The following is a 20,759-nucleotide window of genomic DNA, read 5'->3' on the forward strand; positions in this document are numbered from 1 at the left end:
GGGTTCGGTTTTAACTGTCAGGATAATTCTAATGTACCCGTTCATTAGTCGCCTCAAAATAGTTTCTTTCGTTCATAGCGGGTGGCAGTGCAGCCTGTGCAGTTGCACCTAAGAAACCGTATTTGCTTCGGGCTGAGGAACAAGCAGAAACTGCTGGAAGTTTCGGAAAAGCTTGAGCTTTTCTTAGTGCCATTCGTATCAGGCATAGATTTAAATCAATCTCTATATTCTATTTATGATAACTTTATTTATCGAATTCAAACCGTTCATTTACGCCATACTGTAGTAGGCATCACCGTGCCAAAACGGGAAAATCGTACGCTAAGGATGAAAGCTTTATACAGCAATACTTTCAGCCATGTATCTCTGAAGTGATATTTCATTAGATAGAGACATAACTTGAAATTCCGTTTAAGAAACGTTGATAGCTGCGTTTCTTACTTTGTAGCTGAAAGCCAGTTGTAGAGGGCATTTATCAAGCCTCAACCGCGCAACAAATCTGCTCGGTCGCGGCTGTGCAATCTTCTTAGCGTACGATTTTCCTTTTTAGGCACGGTGACCCTTAGTAGTAAAATTTTTTATTCTCTCTCATAGTAATTGTTCAGAATTAAAACATAGTTTCTTTGTAAGAACTTTACAAAGTTCATAAATATCCTAGTTGTATTTACGTAAAACAATGTATTAAGATTTATCAAAATCTAATCGAACAAAGCCTGCCTACCCTAAACTACGGTTTCTTCTGTGGAGTAAGGGAAGTCTTCTGGTGCGTCCTAAGCATAGGGGTACAACGAATACAGGCTGAAAATTTGGTGCATCTTCATCAAGAAACGTTATCAATGTTTAGCCTTTTTTAAGCTTTGTCTTAATCAAGCTAATTTTTCCTGGCTTTGATTTCTGTTATTAGCTTGATTGAAATTGTTTGCAAAAATTCTTTTAAATATATCAGTCTGAGGGAACTGTATATGTCGTTCTCCCAGAGGCATATTGTAATTTTTTAATATTTATTATTATTGAAATTTATATCAGATGAACAACTTTGAGAATATTCTAAATCAAAACCTTAATCCTCCTGGTGCTGAGATTACCTTAATTGACCAACAGTCACTCAATCCGCTCACGGGTCTATTAGATAAGCTTGGGGGAAAAGCAGAAATCGGTTCTCAAACTCTTTTGTTACCAAATAATCTTGAAGATATTGAAGTCACACAAAAGCTTAACGATAATAGTGTAATTCCCTTATCACAACTATACTATGTCCAAAATCAGCAAGATAATTCTAATTTATTAACTTATGAGCAATACCAAGAACAACCACTAGTTGGAGAATTAGATAGTGTCAAACTAGCATCTGTTGCTGACAATAATATTAATGCATTGACCACTTCATCACCTTCTTTAGTTCAAACAATCAGTCAAATTTCTCCAGTTGAGCAATTACCAGGCTATACTTTTGTTGTGCCAGGAAAAACTTCAGAATCTACCACACTCAGTTTTAAATGGACACAACGAGATGCAACTTTTAATAATGAAATTGGTGTATTTGTTATAGATGAATTAGGGCGAGTCAACAGCATTGCACCAGGGGAAACAAATTATGCCCAAGCTGCTCTACAAAGTACAACAAGACAAGTCATATTTTCCAGAGGTCAAAGTGCTGGTACACATAAAGAATTTACTTTTAAAGCAGGCGAACGTCTCGCTTTTTATTTAATTCAAAACAGCACCACAGAGCAATGGCTGGCATCAAATCCACAGAATCAAATAGGCAAAGGGCCTGTAGCATTCTTTTCAATCAGTAATGCCAACCCAGACCAGATTGACCATATTTTGACGCAGACATTGCACAATGGTTCAATGCAATTGAACTGGGAAGATATAACCGGAGGAGGCGATCGCGATTTTAATGATGTAGTCTTTACTATTGCAGAATCGCGGAAAGCTATAACTGTTCCCGGACAAAGAGGACAAAAAGTCGCCACAAAATTTACCTGGACACAACGGGAAGCAGCCTTCAATAATGAATTAGGGTTATTTATTGTTGATGATCCCACAGGCAGAATTAGCAATCTTTTGCCTCAAGACCCAGGATACGCGCAAGCTGCTTTAACTAGTAAATCTCGCCAAGTTATGTTTGCTAGCGGTCAAACTCAAGGATATGCAAAAAATTTAGAACTGCCATCTCAAGCATATATTGGCTTTTATCTCATCCAAAATTCTACAAGTGAGCAGTTTTTAAGCCAGAATCCCCAAAATCAAATTCATCAAGGGCCTTCAGCCTTTTTCTTTTTCCCTAGCGCCAACCCAAATCAATTTGACCATATTATAGAACTATCATCCAATCAGCTGGCGTGGGAGGATCAGACTAACGGAGGCGATCGCGATTTTAATGACCTAGTTTTTCATTATGAATTTGGTTCGCCTGTTAATACCGAACTGCTGTCACCCACCTTAGATTTAGCCTCAGAAAGCGATAGTGGTGTTAGCAACAGTGACAATATTACCAGTGATAATACTCCAACAATTACAGGTAATGCAGAAGTAGGAGCCAAGGTGCAATTGTATAGTGGTTCTGTACTGTTGGGTCAAACCACAGCAGACACCGCAGGTATTTGGCAAATTACTACCAATGAGTTAAATCATGGCACGCAGAATTTCAGCGCGATCGCTACTGATATTGCTGGTAATATTAGTCCTGCATCCTCACCATTAAATATCTTCATCGATACGATTAACCCCATCATCAATCTGACGAACCCGATTGATATTGCTCCCTTACAAAAAGGCGCTAGACTGACAGGTAAAATTGATGGTACAGGTTCAGGAATTGCCTCACTAAGTTATCGATTTGATAATTATCCAGAAATACCTCTAGCGTTTAATGCTGATGGCACATTTGACCAAGAAATTGATTTTACTAATATTCCAAATAGTGGATATAAATTATCAATTATTGCTATTGATATAGCTGGCAACACCACAAACATCCAGTTTAATATCAATGTTGCTAATAGCGATATAGTAGGAAACAGCGCTCCCGAAATTATTAGTCAGCCAGAAACTGATTACATTATTCTGCGTAACAGTAACACCCAAATTCAAGGAATTGCATTAGACACAACTCAAGCGGGTTTAGCAGAAATCCAAGGTCAGGTATTTTTAGACTTTGATCGGAATGGTATCAAAAATCTAGAAGCCGGTTTAGATGGCTTTGTGGTTGAGTTAGTTAACCCAGCTACAGATGAAGTTGTCGGAATGCAAGTTACTCGCAGTGTTGATATCAATAACGATGGGAAGATTAACCCATTTACAGAACAGGGATTATATAAATTTAGCAACCTCCAAGCAGGAAACTATCAAGTTAGACAAGTTACTCAAGATGCTTGGAATTTAACTTCACCAGCATCACCTATATATAGTCTGACATTAAATAATGGTGAAAGCAAAGATGGATTAAACTTTGGTAATGCTCAGAATTATTTCTATCAACTTCAAGCCATAGATGGGGATGGCGATTCTCTTAGCTACAGTTTAATATCTGCACCCCAAGACGCAAAAATTGATGCCAATACTGGTAAATTAATTTGGACACCACCTGCAACAGGAGAATATACGTTCCAAGTGCAAGTTGTAGATGGTAAAGGTGGGGAAGATATTCAAGAATTTAAATTAAATATTATCGACCCCAATCGCTTACCTAGCATCTCTTCTAGTCCTAGTGCTAATGCAACTGTAGAAGAGAATTATACTTACCAAATCGTTGCTGATAATCCTGATTTGGATGGTTTAAACTTCCAATTAAATCAAGCACCCCAGGGAATGACAATTTCTCCTGATGGTTTAATTGAATGGACACCGCAAGCGAATCAAGTAGGCGCACAACAAGTAAAATTATTGGTTAAAGATGACCGGGGTGGTGAAGTTGAGCAGGTATTTACAATTTTGACTCAGGGACAATTAGCTAATCCTCAACCATCAGATAATTATGCACCTGTGATTACCAGTAAGCCCATTATCACAACAACCCGCCAACAGTATACTTATGATGTAGATGCTATTGATGGAGATAGTGATCAGCTGAAATATTCCCTGCTGACTGCACCACAAGGAATGACCATTGACGAAAATACAGGGTTAATTTCCTGGAATACTAACAGTCAAATTGCTGAAGATTACAACATTAATGTACAAGTTGCAGATGGTAAGGGTGGTGTTGATAATCAAACATTTACCCTCACATTATCAAATACCGTTCCGGGGAAAATTAGCGGTATTATTTGGGATGATTTCAATGGGAATGGAATCAGAGATACTAGCTTTGCTCAAGGTGCAAATCCTGATATTGTCTTTGTATTTGATGTTTCTTTAAGTGCAGCTTTTAGTTTCCAGGGTTCGCTGAATGGTAATCAAAGATTTACTACTATTCTCGAAGCAGAAAAAGCAGGTTTAAATGCACTCAATCAACAGCTAATTCGTCAAGGACTTGGGGAAACAGCGAGAGTTAGCATAATTAGTTTTGCTGGAGATGTCAGTTCTATAGATATGAATCCATCTCTTGATGGTACACAGTTAGTAACCAACCCCATTGCTGATAATGACAATAATGGTGTTTTAGATTTTGAACAAGTTATAGAAAGAACTAATACCCGCCTGGGAACTAATTTTGAAGTTGCATTACAAGAAGCTGAAAAAGTTTTCAAAACTATCGGTACTACTCCAGGTAATGGTACTTTAGTGTTTCTATCAGATGGTGAAAATCTTTTAGGGAGTTCCATCACCGACGAAGTTAATAACCTCAAAGCATTGGGAATTAAATTATATGCTTTTGGTGTTGGAGATGGTTCAACATTAAATGACGGAGATGCAGTTGATGATGATTTAGTGACAATTGACCCCAATGCCAAAATTTTTAAAACAACCGATGAATTATTAGGTACTTTTAATGATTTAGGTAGAGGGCAAGATGTGACGGAACCTTTTTTATCAGGAGTAAAAGTATATTTAGACTTAAACAATAATGGACTTTTCGACCCTGATGAACCTAGCCAGACAACCAATAATCAGAGTCAATTCCGCACAAATTCCATCACAGTTGCAGCTACAGATGCTATTTTCTTAGCTGGTCGAGATGATATTACAATTCCGCTTTTAGGTAGTAACGATCCATCCTTCCCACTGCAAAGAAGAAGAACTTTAAGACCAGGCTCAGTACCAGAAACATTTCCCCGATCAATTACCGTTCAACCAAACGAAATATTTAGCTTTACAGCCAGTGGTGAAGTCAATTTCTCTAACGGGTTTAGTCCGTTTAACCCAGATGGTTATAGTTTAAGAAATACTGTGCGTGGGTTAGAGGGAATTACTGCTTACAATGGCAGAATGGGTTCATTAGTTGGTGTATTTTTAGATGATGATAACCCTGTTAATCAAACTCCTCCCACCGAATTAAACTTTCAAAGAATTGGCAGTGAGTTTACATTTTTGACACCAAGTATCGGGCAAGTTTTCTTTATTGGTGATGGTAGAAACGAAGCTAGTCAAATTCAACAATTTGTCGCACCCCAAGGAGCCACACGCCTATTTGTGGGTATAGCTGATGGTAATAGTCTCAGCCCAGGTAATTATGAAGATAATGAAGGTAATTATCAAGTTACAATTCAAAGCGATCGCTTTGCTAACAACACAAATTACAGCTTTAGTAATTTGCTTCCAGATACTTATACAGTCCGTCAAGTTGTACCCAATGGTTATGCACAAACATTTCCTGGAGGTCAAGGAACTCAAAAAGGTGATGGCTATGCAGATGTAGTCTTAGAGTATTTCGCCAACGGTAAAAGTCCTAGCCCATTGCCAGAACCTTACGGTTCCAATAGCGCTCGTCCGCAAGGCACCTCTGTAAATGGTTTTTATACGATTGAACCTGTTAATCCAAATGTAGTTTTAGGTGCCCCTCCTCCCAGTCCCATTACTAGCTTTAATCCACAAGTCAACTGGCTAGCACTTCCAGAAGGCTCATATGTAACGGTTGGATTTACTGATGAAACTATCATTGATGGGCCTGGCAATGACATTTTCATTCGCAGTTTTGACCCAGAAGATTCAGCAGGTGAAAGTGCTGATGTGTTTGTCAGCAGCAATGGTAAAGACTTTCAGTTGCTTGGTCGTGTTAATCAGCTTGGGGTACAAGGACTTGACCTAGCCTCCATTAGCTTTACAGACCCTGTTCAGGCTGTCAGGATTGTTGGGGTTGATAACCTGGGTACTTCTCCTGGTTTTGACTTAGTAAGTGTTGAAGTTTTACCTAATAGTATTGGTTCTGTGCCTGGTTTTTATACAGTTAATTTAGGTGCAGGAGAAATTGCTGAAAATCGTAATTTTGGTAATCAAAATACTACCAAGCCGAACCAATTACCAAACTTTATTACTGCACCAATTACTAATGCCCAAACAGGTAAATTATTCCGCTATGAAGCTACAGCACAAGATCCGGATGGTGATATTCTCACTTACGAATTGCTAGAAAAACCAACAGGTATGGCTATAGACTCCGCAAGGGGTATATTAGTTTGGCAACCTGCTACTGAGCAAATCGGTAATTTTAATGTTGTCTTGCAAGTACAAGATACTAAAGGCGGTTCTGCTACCCAAACTTTTCAAATTAATGTCGATGACGGTGTAGATAGGGTTGTTCCTGTAGTTGAGTTAAGCTTTAGTAGCAATGTTGTGAACATCGGTGAAAGTGTCACCTTCAACATATCTGCTATAGATAATAATACAGTGGAAAATATTGCTCTCACCATCGATGGCAACCCGGTTACGCTCAATAACAGTTCTGCTACTATACAATTCAATCAAGCAGGTGTGTTCTCAGTAGTCGCAACTGCAACTGATAGCGCTGGAAATATAGTTAAAAAGGATTTATCTTTGCGCGTACTTGACCCCAGCGACACCACAGCACCAAATGTAGAAATTATTAGTCCACAAACCAATAAAACTATTACTAACCTTACAGATATTGTTGGTAGTGTGAGTGACGATAATCTCGAATTTTATCGAGTAGATTACGCATCTTTAGATTTAGTTGATATTAATAATCTAGCTGCTGCTGACCCCGACTTTATCACCATTGCTGAAGGTAAAACTAATGTTAATCAAGCGGTAATCGGTCAATTTGACCCCACTATATTATTTAATGGCAACTATGTACTGCGAGTCACAGCCCAAGATTTTAGCGGTAATATCAACTCACAAGGAGTTTTTCTTGGTGTTTCTGGTGACAATAAAGTTGGGAATTTCCGTCTAGAATTAACAGATTTATCTATACCTCTGGCTGGTATTCCCATTCAAGTTAACCGAGTTTATGACACACTCCAAAGTAGTTTTTCTAGTGACTTTGGTTTTGGTTGGAGTTTGGGAGTTAAAGATGCCAAAATTCAAGAATCAGTACCGTTAACAGCAGCAGAAAAACAAGGTGTACCCTCACTATTTGCTGCAAATCCTTTTACTGTAGGGACAAAAGTATATTTAACCAATCCTGAAGGTCGTCGTGTTGGTTTCACCTTTGACCCCGTGGTTTCTGGCGCTAGCTTATTAGGCACATTTTGGAAACCCCGATTTGTCGCTGACCCTGGAGTTTATGACAAATTAGAAGTTGATGATATTAATCTGCAACAAAGGTCAGATGGTAGCTTTGGTTTATTTTTAATTCCTTTTGCTTATAATCCTTCAGAATATAAACTCACTACTAAAGACGGTACAACTTACAAATATGACCAATTTAAAGGTCTGCAAGCAGTTCAAGACCGTAACAACAATACCTTAACTTTTCAAGATAATGGTATCTTCAGTTCTACAGGTGCTTCCATTGAATTTTTACGAGATACCCAAAAAAGAATTACCCAAATCAAAGACCCCACAGGGAAAGTGATTCTTTATGGTTATGATGCTAGGGGGAATTTGATTAGTGTTACTGACCAAGCAGGACTTGTTTCACAACATAAATATTTAACAAATCCCAATTATTTAGAGCAAATTATTGATCCACGAGGTAAAGCAATTATTCGCACCGAATATGATGCAAAAGGTCGGGTGAAAGCTACTAAAGATGCTCTCGGTAATACTATCTCTAGTAATTATGATGTAAGCGCAACTGGTTCCACTATCATCCAACTCGATGCACTGGGTAACACCACAACAACTATACGCGATAGTCGCGGTAACATTACTGCGATTATTAACCCGTTAGGTGCAGTCACTAGGTCAACTTATGATGCAAATAATAACCCAGTTAGTGTGACTGATCCTCGAGGCTTTACCACAACCCGGACATTTGATACTAGAGGAAATGTCACCAGTATTACTGATGCTTTGGGCAATACTAGCAGATTTAATTATGACCAATTTAATACCGTTACATCAGAAACTGATCAATTAGGACGCATAACTCGCTTTGTTTACAACGCTAATGGTAATTTAGTTGAGTTGATTGATGCTACTGGTCAACAAAATCGCTTTGCTTACGACAATATTGGTAGAGTTAGCAGTTTGATTGATGCTAATGGTAATACAACCACCTTTAGCTATGACGGTACAACCTTGGGTAAACCAACTCAAGTAACTTTCCCAGATGGTAGTACCCAACAAATTGCATACAATCAATTTGGTCAGATTAGTCGCTTAATTGACGAAAATGGCAATGCAACCGAGTATTTTACAGATGATATTGGGCGATTAATTGTTAAACGCGATGCTTTGGGTAATGAAACAAAATATATTTACGATGGTCAACTGATTAGCAGTGTGATTGACCCATTAGGCAATGTACTCAAATTTGAATACGACAATACAGGTCGTTTAATTCGGCAAATAGACCCATTTAATGGTGTAGCAGAGTTTGGTTATGATGCTCTTGGTAGACGCATTAGTGAAACTGACCCACTGGGACGCACAACCACTACAAATTACCGTCCCGATGGTTTAATTGCAGATATTATTGACCCTCAAAATCAGAAAACTTCGTTTGAGTATGATTTAGCTGGAAATCAAACTGCGGTAATTGATCCGTTAGGAAATCGAACCAGCTTTATTTATGATGCATTAGGCAGACAAATTCAGAAAATTGACCCATTGAGTAATATAGAAACCTACGCCTACGATGCGGTCAATAATTTAATCCAAATTACAGACCGTAATAATCGCCAGCGTAGCTTTACTTACGATGGAGTTAATCGTCTCATTCAAGAAAATTGGCTCAATAATAGCACCCCAGTTCGGACAATTAATTTCACTTACGATGCTGTAGGTAATTTGGTCAGAGCAACTGATATTGATAGTACATTTAGTTTCAGCTACGATAGGCGCGATAGAGTCACCCAAGTTAGCCAAACTGGTATATCTGGATTAGCACCTGTCAATTTAAATTATGCTTACGATGGGGCGGGGAATAGAACATCTGTCAGTGATAATTTTGGTGTTCGGGTTAATTCCACTTATGATGGGCGTAACTTACTAACCAGCCAAACTTGGCAAGGTACAGGTATTGATCCAGCACGCGTAAATTATTCCTATGATAGTAGAGGCGATCGCACTCAAATTCAGAGCTTCTCTAATTTAGCGGGTACCCAGCTTGTTGGTAGTAGCACTTTCAATTATGATGCACTACAACGGTTAACTGATATAACTCACTCTAATAGTGCAGGTTCTACCTTAGCTAACTACAGCTATAACTACAATTTGGCAAGCTTCTTAAACAGCGAAACCTACAAAGGAGAAACCACTAATTACACTTACGATAAAGCTAACCAGTTAAGTAATGCTGACAGGTCTTTACTTCCTGACAAAAATTATACCTACGATGCCAATGGAAACCCGGCGGATACTGGTTTTACAGTAGGCGAAAATAACCAAATATTATCCGATGGTCAGTTTAACTATACTTACGACAAAGAAGGTAATTTAGCAACCAAAACTAACATTTCTACAGGTACGGTAACTATATATAACTATGATTTCCGCAATCGCTTAGTGGGAGTTATAGACACAGACACAAGTGGAAATACAACCCAATCTGTAGAATTTAAATATGATGCCTTTAACCGCCGCATTGCTAAAACAGTTAACGGTCAAACCACATATTTTGTGAATGATGGTGATAATTTATGGGCAGAATTAAATCCCGTAGGAGAAATTATTAACCGCTATTTACAAGGTGCAAATGTTGATGAATTAATAGCTCGTTATCGTCCAGGTGAAGGTACTTCTTGGTATTTAACTGACAGGTTAGGAACTATCGGAGATATGGTGAATGCGGTGGGTAATTTGGTTAACAGTATTGACTATGATAGTTTTGGGGAAATTCTTAGTCAAACAAATCCCAGTGCAGCAGATAGATTTACCTTCGCAGGTAGAGAATTTGATAGTGAAACTGGTTTATATTACAACCGCGCTCGTTATTATGATGCGAATTTGGGACGATTTATCAGTCAAGATCCAATAGGTTTTGCAGGAGAAGATTTCAACCTATATCGGTATGTCGGGAATGATCCAGTAAATGCAACCGATGCCTTTGGCTTGACTGCTGCTCTGGAATACCAATCCATATTAAGTCAAACTGTAACTGGACGTACCGGTTCAGTCATAGGTTCATTGATTGGTTTCCTTCATGGTTTCAGTGCAACCAATATAGTTTTTATTGGCAATATTCTAGATATAGTCAATGCCGGTGGAGATCCTATTGCAGAATGGGGTACTGCTATTGCTCGTACTCAAGCGAAAATGAAAGAGATTGAAGATAATCTCTCACGGTTTGAAAGTGTAGATAACAAAGAAGGCTTAGCTGAAGGATTTGTCTCTGGAGCTGGTTATGATATTGTCAAGCTAGAGTGGAATATCTTCCCAGATAAACTAGATAGAGTAGCCAAATTCTTCGACCCTGAGTTAAGTAGAAGTGCTGGATTTGAACCCGTTTCAGGAAAGTATGCTCCATATACTAAAAAACCAGTTAATCTCTCAATTAAAGGAGGAGGCTTTAAGCAGGGCTATGGAGCTGGTTTACTTTACTTACAAATAATAGCTGCGCCCAATTAAAACATTAATTCGGGCATTCGCTCACCTTCGATTTCTTTAATGAGAGCGATTTTTTTCGGGGGAGATGGGCATTAATCATCCCAAAGCCCATGAAATTTGGTAGATGCAAGTTCGGTGTAACGAACAGTATGCTGAATATTTTTATGCCCCAAGTAACTCTGAATTGTTCGGGTATCAATGCCTCGATTCGCCAGATAATAACCTGTTCCATACCGCAGCATATGAGCATGAACTCTGAAAGGCAAACCAGCTAATTCACCAGCCCGTTCAACAATGCCAGCGATCGTATCATGTGCCAACGGGCCAAGCCGAGAAGACTGGAAAATATAGGAACTAGCAGGATAATCTCTTTGAAGCTTGCGGAGAGAGCGAATTTCTTCAGAGTAAAGAGGATGAGTGGATGGAGTGCCTTTTTTAACTCGCTTCACGTAAATTGTACCACCGTTCCAGTCTATTTGTTCCCAGCGCAGAGATGCCACCTCTGCCACTCGCAATCCGTGACGGTAGCAAAGCAAAATTATGGTTGAATCTCGGTGAGCGTGGCGACCCTTGGATTTTTTGATAGCTGACCGCATCAACTCAACTTCTTCTGGTAACAAATGCTCCCTAGTCCTGACAAAGGAGTACTTGCGAGAGTTAGGCGATTGACGCTCTGGTTTTTCGGTTTTACCAACTTTCGATGGTTGGACGGTTTGTGCTGCCATGACTCAACCCCCTGAAAACCTTGGGGTGTATAACCCTGTTTTGTCACTCTGGCAGTAGTATAATAAGGTAAAAATGCTAGAACCAAGACACAGAGCATGGTACAGCCCCGTCCAGCCGCACCAACAGTCAAATTTGTGGACGAATATTGCCAGTGGTATAAAAGTCTGTTTCCAGATGTTAGGAGTTTCGAGGCTTTTAAATATCTCCATGTAGGCTGCATTTCTGATCTAAAACGTAAAACATTGCCAGAAATAGCAAAAATCGTAGGATTAGATAACCAGCAAGGGTTGCATCATTTTCTAACTACATCACCTTGGGATATAGAAAAGTTAAGAACCTTAAGGTTAGAGTTAATTTTACAAGTGCTAAAAGGTAGACCAATCATTTTAATTATTGATGAGACAGGGGATAAAAAGAAAGGGAGCAAGACAGATTATGTGAAACGGCAGTATATAGGAAATTTGGGAAAAACAGATAATGGAATTGTGGCAGTGACAGTATATGGTGTTTTCTGTGGGATGACATTTCCATTACTGTTTGAAGTGTATAAACCCAGGGAAAGATTACAGGCAGGAGATAAGTACCGCACTAAACCAGAAATAGCAGCAATACTGATAAAAAAGCTACAATCAATGGGTTTTAAATTCAACTTAGTACTTGCAGATAGCTTATATGGAGAGAGTGGTAAGAATTTCATATCTGTATTAGATGAACTAAACTTGAACTATATAGTAGCGATTCGGTCAAATCATTATGTAGAAATACTTCCACGACAACATATTCAATATTTAAAGTGGCAGAAGTTTCAAAGGGTATTCTCTGACTTGAGTCGGGAAAATCGATTTATTAGAGAAATTATTCCGGGAAAACGTGGAGAACTTAGATATTGGCAAATTACTACAGATCCAGAAAATTTGCCTGATAACACTACTTGGTATGTGATGAGTAAATATCCAGACATTACGCCAAGAGAAGTTGGAAATTTTTACGGTTTAAGAACTTGGGTCGAGTACGGGTTAAAACAAAGTAAGAATGAATTAGGTTGGTCAGATTTTCGCCTGACTCACTACCCAGATATTGAGCGATGGTGGGAAATTATTTGCAGTGCTTATTTAATGGTTAGTCTGCATTCGGAGCAACTGTTTCAGTCTCCATCACAACGAGAGTCAAAATTTGTTTCACATCCTTGGTGGGATAATGGAAATGGCTGGAAGAACATTCTTAACAATCTTCGTTTGATTATTCAACCTTTTACTTTATTTAATCTGATATATCCCTGGTTAACGGTTTTTCCTATTCCTCAATTAGCTTTGGGTTTTTTTAAACTTCAATCTATTATTTATAGCCTCACCAGTTCAATTTTTATATCCCTGATTCACCCTGATTTCTACTTTTCCTCTGCCTAGAGTGACAAAAGAGGGATAAGCTAATTTTACCAACTTTGGAGCATAAGTTGGTAAGCACATAGAAATAAAAAACAGTCCAGTATTTTACGGTGAATCGTCACTTCAATGTTATTTAACTTACTTTTGATACTGAGAACTTAAGCGACTTGGAGAGCGATCGCTACCTTTTTTCTCATTTTAGTATTTCTGTACTATATTTAGATGCGTTCGCCCTGGTATTGGCTCGACACCTCTCTGGGCAGTTACGATGAGCTTTATGGAGATTGCTCTATTTCAATAGTTACTCTAACCAGTAGATTGGTTAAGGTTCTGACTACTTTACTATCTTCTAGATTAAGCAAAATTTTAATTTCAACTACTCTCGTATCATTGTCACTACCGGGTTGGGGATCAAGAATATTATTTTTACCTATCTTTAAACCAATTTGCTCTACTTTTCCTCCAAGTTGTTCAGTTAAACCAGCATATTCACTAACAATTAAAGCTTTTTGACCGATTTTCACTTGGTTAATATCTCCTTCATATATTTCTGCTACAACATACATATTTTTTGTTTGACCCATTTCTATTAAACCTTTTGTACCAATTATCTCTCCAGGAAAGGTATGAATTTTTAAAACTTGCCCCTCTATTGGTGATTTCACTAAACCTAATTCTAAATCAGTTTCAGCCTTAACAATTGCTGCTTTTGCATTTCTTAACTCCGCTTCGGCTATAGCTATATTTACTGGAGGTACTTCCTTAATTTGTTCAAGTTTAAACTTAGCTTGTTGAATTTCGTAATCACCTGTTTTAAGCATTTGTGCTAAGGTTGCCTTAGCTCTTTCTACTTGTTCACGAAAAATTTTAACCCTTAAATTTTTATTATCAAATTCAGAGGTAGTAATAACTCCTTCTTGATAAAGTTTTTCATACCGTTTATATTCGGAAATAGCAAGTTCCAGTTGGGCTTCTAATTCTGTAATATTTGTTTTTTGAGTTTTAATATTACCCTGTAAATTAGCTTTTAATCTTTCAATTGTGGCAATTTGAGCATTAATTTCGCTAATTTGAGAACCAGCTTTTATTTTATCTAAATTAGCTTGATAGATAGCCATTTGAGTTTGTGCTTGTAATAAAACAGCTTTTAAACGATTATAGTTTTCTAGAATAGCAATAATTTGTCCCGACTCTATCCAATCTCCTTCTTTAACTAAGATTTTTTTTACTTGTATTCCTTGAATTGCAGAAGTTGGTGAAACTGTAATTACTCCTCCTTGAGGTTCAATTTTTCCTAACCCACTAATATGAAATATTTTTTGTTTATAATTCGATTCTAAACCAACACTAGGTTTTTTCTCGACCGATATTAATACTTTTTTAAAAATTAAAATAATACTAATACCTAAAATAGATAAAAATGCGACAAGTATGAAGAGCCACTTCTTATGTTGTATCCGCTTCATTGATTTCATAAACTGATAATATTCTCTTTAAAACCAGATTCAGCAGGTAAAAGCGGAAAGGAATAATAAAGTCCAGTACTCTCAGTCCTAGCAGAAAAAGAGACTGATGGTCATGCCGCTTGGGCAATTCCCTTGTCTGGAGAAAGGGTGTCGCTTCATCAAAGTGGTGTTGACGTTGCAAGTGAGCAAATTCAATCTATTATGTGCGATTCATCACTGCCTTGGCATGAGAAATTGTGCGTACTAGTAGCAGATAGCGTCTATAGCCAACGTTCATTTCTGTTTGAGCAGTCCAAACACAAAAATTTGGTGGTGATAGCCAGAGTCCGTAGTAATCGTATTTTCTATCAGTCTCCACCTATAACTGAGTCAAATAAAAAACGTGGTTGCCCCAAAAAATACGGTGAGCGGTTTGATTTGGCTGATACTGAAACTTGGCATCAGCCAGACGAAACAACACAAATTCAACAGACAACTCGTAAAGGTCGTCTTTTAAACGTAACCATACTTGCAAGGCATGAAATGTTGATGAGGGGAACCAAGAAGCAAAAAATGTACCGTCATCCCTTCACGCTTATCAGCGGCAACAAACGCTTGAATTTAAACAGCAGTACGCAAAACGATCTGGTGTTGAAGGGACTATTTCTCAAGCCACAAGAGTGTTTGGATTGCGTCGATGCCGTTATCGAGGCTTTGAAAAAACTAGACTACAGCTGCTGCTATGAATCTGGTTAGGGTTTGGCAGTGGTGGACAGAAGCTAATAACTTTGGTAAGAGTCTTTCTCGCTTCGCCGCTTTAGCCGCATAAATTTGACCTTACAGAATTCGCCAACAAAGTCAGATGCAGTAACGCTACAACAGAGGACTTACGAACATAGTGGCACATCCATAGCAGGAAATAAACCGATTACCATTGGTCAAGGATATAGGACAATTGCCTGGATACCAGAAAAATCAGGTAGTTGGGCATTACCTTTGAGACATGAACGGATCACAAGTAGCGAAAGTCCAATTGGGAAAGCGGTTTGGCAACTTAAACAGGTGTGTAAGCATTTACCCATTAGACCGATTTCAGTTTGGGACAGTGAGTATGGTTGTGCCCCTTTTTTGTTAAAAACTGCCAGCATTCCAGCAGATATACTGGTACGATTTTCCATAGCTTAGTCTAAACTCCAGATATATTTTATTCTTCGGAAATTTCTAGGTTGTCATATTGACATGCCGTAATCGAATAAATTGCCCTAAGAGAAAATTCTTTGTTAGTAAAAAAACTAAAATGAGTTATAAATTCAAATATATTTTTATAGGTGGGTTACATAATAGTGGTGCTAGTTTTTTAGAAAAATTACTAACTCAGCATCCTCAAATATCAGCCTTGTATCAAGATAATTATGGTCAAACTCACAAAAATAAAAAGTACTGGCAAGATATCAAAGTTGGTATTGATATAACTGAAACTGAAGGTCAGCTTGTTCAAAATGTTTATTTACCTGATGAATTTTTTGGTGGTGTTGGCTTCTGGGCTTTTAATCCCCATGCTCATTTAACAGCCTCTTCGTCTCTTGTCACAGAAGAGAATCGCTTACAACTTTTGAAACAATGGGGTCAATATTGGAGTGGTTCAAAACCAATTAAACTAGAAAGGTCTGCATCAAACATACTCAGAAGCAGATTTATAAACGCAATGCTTCCCCAAAGTTATCAAATTTTTATATTAAGACATCCTATTGCTAATGCCTATGCCACTGATAAAATATTAGACGATACAGAAATTGAAATTGAAAATTTAATTCGTCATTGGATTTATGCTCATCAAGTTTGGCAAAATGATTGTCAATATATTTCCAATTATAAAATTATTTATTGGGAAGAATTACTGCAAAATCCTCAAATCATTTTAAATGAAATTTGTCAAGACTTAGAGTTAGATTCTCATTCTATAGATTTTCAATACTATAATTTACCAATTAATAAGCAAGAATGGGAAAATTGGGAATTAGAAAATGAAGAAATTAAAAAAGCTATTTTAAAATGGGAAAATTTAATTCGGCGTTTTAATTATTCTTTGTATTCAAAAGAACCTTTAAATTTAAAATCTCACTCAGTCAAAGTAACCCTAGCACATAATAATGAATCTTTAAACCTCATTCCAAGTTTTATTAAAAAGCAAAATTATATCTGTTCACAGTTAAACAAAGGAAAAATTCCTAAAAACTTATTATTTATATCCTTTGGTACTAGAGGAGATATTCAACCTTGTATTGCTTTAGGACTAGGTTTTCAGAAATCAGGATACAATGTGTGGATTTGTTCTACAGAAGAACACCGAACTTTAGTAGAATCCAATCACCTTAGTTTTGTTAGTCTAGGCGTAGACCATACTTCAATTGTATGGGAAATGAACCAGGTTGAAGAACCAGAATTATCTGGTGATAGTATTTATAAGTTCTATCAAGATATTGAAAAAATAATTAATACACTAATAAATTGCTGTCAAATTAATTCCATTGACTGTTTAATGATTGGGATTGGTTTTTTACTGTATAATTTTGTTTCTGATTATTTAAAAATACCATATATTCAATTAAAATGGTGGCCGTTTTCTATCAAACAAAATACTCAATGTAGTCCTTTTGAAGGATATATAAAATATTATGCCAATGTTTGTTATGTACATAGTAATTGGAAATGCTATCAAATAATACAAGAGGTTTATAATAAATTATCCATTCCTCTTAAAGCTACTGATAACCTTAGTTTTAATCAACAAAAACAAACTCTTGTTTTGAATGGTTATACACCCCTGTTTCCTACTCAAGAGTTACCTGGTTTAAAATCGCATACAACAGGCTTCTGGCTATTGAAGCCTTCAAAGAGTTTATTTATTCCTGAAGAATTAGAGAACTATCTCAATGCAGGTTCACCCCCAATTTGTTTAAATTTTGGCAGCATGGATGTTTATAGCCAAAAAACATGGATAGAACCACTATTAAATGCAATTAGAGCTACTGGAAGGCGATGTATTTCTATTGGAAAATATGTCCCAAAAACAGTGAAAGAGCGGACATATTGGGTTGATTATGTTCCCCATACACTCTTATTTTCTAAGTGTTGTTATGTTATTCATCATGGAGGGTCAGGAACTACTGCCCAATGTTTACTTTCTGGTGTTCCTTCAGTAGTTATTCCAGTAATTTTATGGGCTGACCAAGGTATGTGGGGTAAATGGATAGACCAAGAAAAAGCAGGTATTTATTTGGGTAGCTTAAAAAACTATTCTGCAAATGAGCTAAATCAAAAATTTACTAATATTTTGAATGAAATTGAATCACCAATCTATCGACAAAATGCAGAACGATTAGGGATGCAGTTAGAAAAAGAAGATGGTGTTAACCAAGCAATTAACATATTTGAGAATTATTTTAAAGATTTATCATCGATTCAATATTTAAGTATTGAAATGATGAAAAAAATTGAAAATTTACAGTGTTCTCACAGAAGAAAACTAGAATTATCTATTTTTGTTTTATTATACGAATCTGAAACCTTACCAAAACAAACTCTTCAGAATCGTCAACAGATGGTCAATGAGATTTTAGAAACTACTAAAAAATATTGTATTTATCAAGAAGAATGGCCAGCTAAGAACAAAAAATTAGATGTACAAAAACACGACTTACCCCATATCAGTTCAAAAGCAGAATTTTGGTCTTTTTATATTCATTTGGTTTCTCAAAAAAATAATAAAAAATTTGTAATTACAACTACTTTATTTCAGATTTTAGTAAGGAATATTCAGCTACATCATATTCATTGTTCTTTTTTAGATGTTCCAAATCAGCAATACCACACTTTTTCTAAAGGAGATTCTCAAGGTTTAAAAGTAATTGCTGAATATCTACAACCACGCTATAAGAGTGACTATATGCAACGGGCTTTACAGGAAATATTGAAAAAAGGAGAATATCCATTACCAGATCAAAAATGTAAGTCTATACCTCAAATAAACCAGGAATTAATGGATTATTCTATAGATGAAATCAATATATATAAAGATGAATTAAATAACTATCATGTTGATGGTAAATTTGAAAATTATAGTTTTAATTTGCAACTTCAGCCTATAAAAGAACCTATTTTTAATGGCAAATATGGAGTTATTCATAATCTGCAAATGTTTTATTATTCCCTTCCGCGTTTGCAAGCAACAGGAACAGTACAAATAGGTCAGGAAGTTTATTCTGTAGAAGGTTTAGGTTGGTATGATCGTAAATTTGGTGGTGTTCAAGAAAATTCAAGATTTAAAGAACATAAATACCAGTGGGTTTGGATTGCTATTCAGTTAGAAAATAATGCCGAAATTGTTTATAATCCTAATTTAATTGATTTTCAAAATAGTCAAGACAACTCAGAACTAAATATACTTTTTGTTTCTCCTGAAGGAGAAACAAAATATTATCAAGGTAATTTAAGAACTACAGAATTTTGGACAAGTTCACAGACTTTTATTGAATATGGTATTTCTTGGGTCTTATCTATTGAATCACTTAAGATCAAACTATACTTAAAAGCAGAAATACCTAATCAAGAAATTATTTCTATTATTGCTCAACCTGCTTATTGGAAAGGAAGTGTTCAAATAGAAGGCACTTATGAAAACCACCATATCAAAGGAATCGGTTTTGTTGAACAAGTCGGCTTCGGGTGTCAATATTCTAATTATAAAAACTATTTGCGAGCAGTTAGTAAAAAAGCATTAAATGCCGTAGATAGATGTTATCCTCTTAATCCAAGTTTTGAAGATATCCGTCGCTTAATTGCTGATGAAGGTTTTGAATTATTTCTAGAAGGAGTATCCCAAAAAAGTTTTATCGAGAACTTGATTCAACCTGTTCGGACAATGACAGATCGTGGTGGAAAAGCTTGGCGCTCTTTAGGTTTGCTTTTGTGTATTGCCGCAGTGGGGGGTGATCCTCACAAATTTGAAGATTTTCTAGCCTTTCCCGAACTCATTCATACGGGTAGCCTTATTGTGGATGATGTAGAAGATAACTCCTCAATGCGTCGTGGAGGAGAAACCTGCCACTCGATCTATGGTATTCCTACAGCTATTAATGCAGGTACAGCAGCTTATTTTGCTCCAGAAACTTTACTTAAACGATCATCTATTTCTGACAAAACTCTCTTAGAAATTTATCAACTTTATTTTTTGTTTTTAAGAGGTGGTCATGTGGGACAAGGTTTAGATATTCAAGGTTTACAAGCTCTTGTAACCGAATGTTTAGCTACAGGATATTTTCAAAAAGTTTGGCATTCTATGTTAGCTATTCATCGCCTTAAAAGTGGACTTCCTGCCAGTATTGCTGCTCGTATAGGTGTTTTACTTGGCGAAGGAACCTCTAAACAAAAAGAGATTTTAGGAGAATATTTTTTAGCGATCGGAGTTGCTTTTCAAATTATGGATGATGTAATTAATTTACGGGGGTTTTGCTCAGGTTTAAAAACTAAAGGAGAGGATTTAATTGAGGGAAAAATTACTGCTCCTGTAATACAAGGATTTTTAACTCTTAATCCCCAAAAAATACTAAAATTATGGCAAGGGCTTGAAAAGGGAGCATCTGCTGAGGATTTACCCATGTTAATTGAGTTATTAGAGGAATGTGGAGCTATGGATAATTGTATTAATTATGCTAAGAATTTAGTGGAAAATGCCTGGCTAAAAGTCGATCAAATTATTCCTGAAAGTTATGCTAAATTGCAATTAAGGATGTTTGGCTGGTTTGTAGTCGAAATAAGAGATTATTAAATTTTTGGCTCTTCATTACCTATTATGCAAAATTATTAGCAGAAGTCATTAAATTATCTTAAAAAATATATTAAAAATTGACTGAAAGCCTTATAAGTATTGACATATAAACAATATATATTGTTAACTATAAAAACAATTTACCGTATTTTTAGATAAAGTTAAAGTTATGAAGGGCAAAAGAGATATTAAAATTCTCACAGAACCAGGGTAAGCGCATATAATTTTGTAGCTTAAAATACAGAATATTTGACCAAAAGATGCAGAAAGAATCAAATTTGAGTAAGTAGTACGCTAAAAAGTAAAGCGTCTATT

The 20,759-nt window shown here is 36.6% G+C and carries 6 protein-coding genes and 3 pseudogenes; 6 read left to right on the forward strand and 3 right to left on the reverse strand.

What is annotated here, in order from left to right; genetic code table 11:
* Nucleotides 1–28: 28 nt before the first annotated feature.
* Nucleotides 29–193 (reverse strand): hypothetical protein, encoded by a 165-nt coding sequence (locus HGR01_RS39010; protein WP_155539644.1) that lies wholly within the window; start codon nucleotides 191–193, stop codon nucleotides 29–31.
* A gap of 833 nt (nucleotides 194–1,026) precedes the next feature.
* Here HGR01_RS39010 and HGR01_RS39015 point away from each other — a divergent pair.
* Entirely contained in the window at nucleotides 1,027–11,082 is a 10,056-nt protein-coding gene (locus tag HGR01_RS39015; protein ID WP_045874306.1) for a DUF4114 domain-containing protein, read from the forward strand.
* Between the two features lie 71 nt (nucleotides 11,083–11,153).
* Here the strand turns inward: HGR01_RS39015 and HGR01_RS39020 are convergent, their stop codons facing one another.
* Nucleotides 11,154–11,786 (reverse strand): tyrosine-type recombinase/integrase, encoded by a 633-nt coding sequence (locus tag HGR01_RS39020; RefSeq protein WP_063749853.1) that lies wholly within the window; start codon nucleotides 11,784–11,786, stop codon nucleotides 11,154–11,156.
* 96 nt (nucleotides 11,787–11,882) lie between these two features.
* On the opposite strand from HGR01_RS39020, the gene HGR01_RS39025 reads away from it, so the two are divergent.
* Nucleotides 11,883–13,193, forward strand: coding sequence for an IS701 family transposase (locus tag HGR01_RS39025; protein ID WP_096621593.1), 1,311 nt, complete (start codon nucleotides 11,883–11,885; stop codon nucleotides 13,191–13,193).
* 254 nt (nucleotides 13,194–13,447) lie between these two features.
* On the opposite strand, the gene HGR01_RS39030 is transcribed toward HGR01_RS39025, so the two are convergent.
* Nucleotides 13,448–14,638, reverse strand: a complete 1,191-nt coding sequence (locus HGR01_RS39030) for an ABC exporter membrane fusion protein (protein WP_045874305.1) — start codon at nucleotides 14,636–14,638, stop codon at nucleotides 13,448–13,450.
* Nucleotides 14,639–14,839: 201 nt separating this feature from the next.
* On the opposite strand from HGR01_RS39030, the pseudogene HGR01_RS39035 reads away from it, so the two are divergent.
* The 4 genes and pseudogenes from HGR01_RS39035 to HGR01_RS39050 form a co-directional block, all read left to right on the forward strand.
* Nucleotides 14,840–15,103, forward strand: a pseudogene (locus tag HGR01_RS39035) (transposase); the annotation flags it as partial.
* A gap of 164 nt (nucleotides 15,104–15,267) precedes the next feature.
* Nucleotides 15,268–15,363: pseudogene (locus HGR01_RS39040) on the forward strand (transposase); the annotation flags it as partial.
* Nucleotides 15,364–15,472: 109 nt separating this feature from the next.
* Nucleotides 15,473–15,787, forward strand: a pseudogene (locus tag HGR01_RS39045) (transposase); the annotation flags it as partial.
* Between the two features lie 127 nt (nucleotides 15,788–15,914).
* The gene (locus tag HGR01_RS39050) at nucleotides 15,915–20,444 is read left to right on the forward strand and encodes a polyprenyl synthetase family protein (RefSeq protein WP_096622351.1); all 4,530 of its coding nucleotides are present in this window, start codon (nucleotides 15,915–15,917) and stop codon (nucleotides 20,442–20,444) included.
* The last annotated feature ends 315 nt before the right edge of the window (nucleotides 20,445–20,759 follow it).

The organism is Tolypothrix sp. PCC 7712, from assembly GCF_025860405.1.
Taxonomy (GTDB): Bacteria; Cyanobacteriota; Cyanobacteriia; order Cyanobacteriales; family Nostocaceae; genus Aulosira; species Aulosira diplosiphon.